Source organism: Mesorhizobium sp. M5C.F.Ca.IN.020.32.2.1 (assembly GCF_004023105.1).
GTDB classification, from domain to species: domain Bacteria; phylum Pseudomonadota; class Alphaproteobacteria; order Rhizobiales; family Rhizobiaceae; genus Mesorhizobium; species Mesorhizobium wenxiniae.
The window spans coordinates 1-4,106 of record NZ_RZSX01000593.1 but is presented as its reverse complement, the minus strand read 5'-3'; the positions used below and the strand labels follow the sequence as shown (position 1 = coordinate 4,106).

Below are 4,106 nucleotides of genomic sequence, written 5' to 3'. Positions count from 1 at the left end.
GGATATTCAGAGCATCGGCAACAGGCGCGAGCGGCGGGCGAGGGCGGAGAAGGCACTTGCTGCGGTCGAGTTGCCAGTCGATGCCTATGATCGCTACGCCCACGAATTTTCGGGCGGGCAGCGTCAGCGCATCGGCATCGCACGGGCGATTACGCTCGAACCCGAATTCATCGTCGCCGACGAGCCGGTCTCTGCCCTCGATGTCTCCATTCAGGCGCAAATCATAAATCTTCTGCGCGACCTGCAGGTCCGGCTCGGTCTGACCATGCTGTTCATTTCGCATGACCTGGCCGTCGTCGAATATATCTGCGACACGGTGATCGTTCTCTATCTCGGCCGCATCATGGAAGTTGCGCCGGCGGCCGCGCTCTATGCGCGGCCGCAGCACCCCTATACGCGCGCGCTGCTCTCGGCCATTCCGTCGCTCGACCCACTGGCCAAGCAGGGCCGGCAGGTGCTGAAGGGCGACATTCCAAGCCCCGCAAATCCGCCAACCGGGTGTGTTTTCCGAACCCGTTGCCCGGTTGCCCTGGACGCTTGTGCCGGCATCGTCCCGCCATTGCGGGCAACAGCGTCCGATGGCCATCTGAAGGCCTGCATTCGCGACGACATCGGCTAGCACTCACTCGTTTGCCGCGCGCGGCAATTGAGCTACTTGTCTTTCCAGAAATCGGCCTGGAGTTGCGCCGCTTCATCGGCGAGCAGCGGGCCGACGACTTCAGTCGGACGCTGCCCAGCTTCGAAAACGACCGTGCAGGGCAGGTCGAGTGTGGGATTCTCGACGTGTGCACCCGTCAGTGCCTTCATGTCATGCTCAGCCAGCCCGAACACGACGCGTCCGATACCCGCCCAATAGATTGTCCCGGAGCACATCGCGCAAGGTTCGGCCGAAGTGTAGAGTGTGCAGGAGGCCAGCTTTTCAAGACTGAAATTCATCCCCGCCCACGAGGCCAGCAGCCTTTCGGCATGAGCGGTGCGGTCGCCCCCTCCGGATTTGTAACCGTTGAGTTGCTCGCGCAACACATTGCCGTCTTTGTCAGCGAGGAGCGAACCAAAGGGATGTTCGCCAGCATCGCGGGCCTTGCGCGCGACTTCGAACGCCTGACGGAGCAGGCGCTCATCATAGGGGCGTTGTGGCATCGGCAGATCCTCCGGCAGTGCCGTTTGATCATAATGCCGGCCAATCCGGCGACTCAAGTCATATGCCTTTCTGCGCTCGCTTTCTGCGCTCCACGGCGATCATCGACAGTGTGCCGACTTTCAGGCCGCGGCCGTCGGCAGGTGATCGCGGATCCACCTGACGATCTGCCCCGCCGTCATGGCGCCGGATGTGCGCGCAATCTCCTGGCCGCCATGGAAGAGGATCATGGTCGGGATGCTGCGAATGCCGAGCCTGGCTGCAACGGCCTGCTCATTGTCGGAATTGAGCTTGATCAGGCGAACGTGCGGCTCCAGTTCGTTTGCTGCTGCTTCATAGGCCGGCGCCATCATCTTGCAGGGGCCGCACCACGGTGCCCAGATGTCGACGACAACGGGGAGACTGCTTCGTTTGACCTCGCGATCGAAGCTCTGTGCGTCGACGTCTGCCGGGTGACCCGAGAACAGTTTAGAGCCGCACTTTCCGCATTTCGCGTCCCCGGCATCCCGCCCCGGCGGCAGGCGATTGACCCCGCCGCATTTGCCGCAAACCACCAGTTTTTCCTGCGTCATGCCCATTCACCCATCTTTATGCGCGTCGCCGTCACGATGCTGTCTTGAGTGCAGTACCCTGCGCAGGAGCGGCCGCGTCCGAAACGCTCGCCAACTCGGCGGCGATGTCGGCGAGCTTTCGATCGGCGTCGACCTTGCGCCAGGTGGACGGGGTGGCCTTTCGTTGCAATTGCCGCGACAAGATATCGACAGTGGCGTCGGAAGGACCACCCCGGCGCTCGCTTACCCGTCGCCAAAGGACAAGCGGATCCGCCTCCAGCCAGAATCCGGCGAAAGCAACGTCTCTGCCGTTTGCCACCTTCTCGATGCGGTCGCGATCGGCCGGCCTGTCGAAGACGGCATCGGCGACCACCGAACCGCCTTCGGCAAGGATCAAGCCGGCGCGCCTTGCCATTTCGCGGTAGACGCGGTCGGACACCTCCGGTTGATAAGCCCTGTCCGGCAGCTTCGTCTCGGCCGGTACCCCATGCATCGCTTTGCGGATGCGATCGCTCTCGACAATGCGGGCGCCGGGCGGCGCGCCGACATGCGCGGCGAGTGCCTCGGCAACGGCCGTCTTGCCGGAACCACTCAAGCCGCCGATAGCGATCAGCCGAGGAGGCCTTGCCTGGAGAAGTGTTCGGGCAAGCTCGAAATAGGATCTCGCCTCGGCAATCAGCCCGCCGGAATCGGCACTGCCTTCCTCGATCTGGGTTGCGGTGACGTGCGCGCGCACTGCGGCCCGCACTGCCATGAAAAACGGCAGGAGAATGAAGCCGTCCTCGTCGTCTGCCTCGTCGAGGTAGCGGTTCATCGCCAGGTTGGCGAGTTCCGGAAAGCCGCGATGCCAGAGGTCCATCAGCAGGAAGGCCAGATCGTAAAGCACATCGATGCTGGCGATCTGGTCGTTGAATTCGATGCAATCGAAGAGGCGGGGCTCTCCGTCGAAGAGACAGATGTTGCGCAGATGCAGATCGCCGTGGCATCGCCGGATCTTGCCTGCCGCTTCCCGCCGGTCGAGCAGTTCGCGATGACGGGCAAGGGCGGTGCTGAAAATCCCGGTGAATGCGTTGACCGCGGCTTCGTCGAAAACATGGCTGGTGGCAAAGCCGGCTTCGTTGATGGCGAGCACGCCTGCCAGGTTCGAGGATCCGCTGCCCTTGTGGACCTCCGGCGCGCCGCGATGATAGCGCACGATCATGCGCGCGACCGCCGTCATCAACGCAGGCGTCAGTTCGCCACCGACTGCCATTCGATCGAGCAGCTTCGACTGGTCGAAGCGGACCATTTCGATCGTCGCATCGACCAGTTCGCCGCTCCCGTCGAAGGCGAGCTTGTCGTCGGCCTCTCGCGCGACGCGCCGCACACCCAGATAGAGGCCGGGCGCGGTCTTGGAGTTAAGCTCCACCTCCTTCTCGCAAGCGGCGAGCCGCAGCACCGGGGTCGAGAAGTCGACATAGGGCAGCTTTACAGCTCGCTTGATCTTGTAGGCGCGCTGGCCAACCAGGAAGATACGCGAGATATGGGTTTCGATCGCCTCGACCGGCCCAGTCTCGCCATATGCGGCAGGGTCCATCAACATCGCGACCACGGATTCCTGATCTTCGACGATCATCGGATGCCTCTTTGTTTGTATCCACCCTGGAATCCGATGGGCGTGGTCGCTGAAATTCCGCGCCATCGGGCCCTTCCTGCTGCAGCGTCTGGATATAACCAGCCAAGTCACGGATGCGTTCCCTAGTGCGACTTCTCCGGCGTTCGGCCGTATTTGTTGGCGTCCTTCGGAAGACATTGGCGGCCCCACAACGGCATATCGCGATCGCCATGTTCCGGCACGACGTAGCGGCCTGAAGCCTGTTAGCGTCCGGCACGTGGGCATGTTGAGACGGATCAAAATGATGCGCGGCGACGTTCTTGTCTCAGCGCTAGGAACGCCGAGCCGTCTCGCTGTTGTTGCAACGACGATTGGACGTTGAGGCAAGATCGGGAGCAGCCGCCATGGCTTTCAGGACGATACTTACCGTTACGGGGCCGGACAAGGGCGACGACGATCTCAGGCTGGCCGCCGACCTGTGCAACGAAATCGGCGCTCATCTTGCGGTTCTGGTCGTTGCCGTAGCTGCGCCGCCACCGGTCGGGGAGTATGCCGCAGTCGTTTCGGAAGCCTGGCTCGAGGAGCGTCAGGCCGACGAGAACCTGTTGAAGAAGCGAACCGCCGCCGTGTCGGCTTTTCTCGCCGGTAGGGTGCTTTCGGCCGATGTCTCCAACGAATATCCGGAAGCCGGCTGGGCCGACGACACCATTGGCCGCCGTGCCCGCTACGCCGACATTACGGTTATTGGACCGGAGTTGCTTGCCAATGAAACGCTGAAAAGCAAAGCGATCGAAGGCGCGTTGTTTTCTTCAGGAAAGCCCTC

4 protein-coding genes and 1 pseudogene are annotated in these 4,106 nt (G+C 62.4%); 2 read left to right on the top strand and 3 right to left on the bottom strand.

The window, feature by feature from the left end; all coding sequences use genetic code 11:
* Window positions 1-619, top strand: a 619-nt coding sequence (locus EOA86_RS24985) for an ABC transporter ATP-binding protein (protein WP_164891959.1), incomplete at its 5' end; no start/stop codon positions are given.
* A 32-nt stretch (window positions 620-651) separates the two neighbouring features.
* On the opposite strand, the gene EOA86_RS24980 is transcribed toward EOA86_RS24985, so the two are convergent.
* The 3 genes from EOA86_RS24980 to EOA86_RS24970 all read right to left on the bottom strand — a co-directional run bounded on the left by EOA86_RS24980 (window position 652) and on the right by EOA86_RS24970 (window position 3,304).
* Window positions 652-1,140, bottom strand: a complete 489-nt coding sequence (locus tag EOA86_RS24980) for a nucleoside deaminase (protein ID WP_095519927.1) — start codon at window positions 1,138-1,140, stop codon at window positions 652-654.
* A gap of 120 nt (window positions 1,141-1,260) precedes the next feature.
* Window positions 1,261-1,710, bottom strand: a complete 450-nt coding sequence (gene trxC, locus EOA86_RS24975; protein WP_128344116.1) for a thioredoxin TrxC — start codon at window positions 1,708-1,710, stop codon at window positions 1,261-1,263.
* A 31-nt stretch (window positions 1,711-1,741) separates the two neighbouring features.
* Window positions 1,742-3,304 carry a bifunctional aminoglycoside phosphotransferase/ATP-binding protein gene (locus tag EOA86_RS24970; protein WP_128344114.1) on the bottom strand — a complete coding sequence of 521 codons (1,563 nt, stop codon included), beginning with the start codon at window positions 3,302-3,304 and terminating at the stop codon, window positions 1,742-1,744.
* A 383-nt stretch (window positions 3,305-3,687) separates the two neighbouring features.
* Between EOA86_RS24970 and EOA86_RS24965 the strand changes: the two are divergent.
* A pseudogene (locus tag EOA86_RS24965) lies at window positions 3,688-4,106 on the top strand (universal stress protein); the annotation flags it as partial.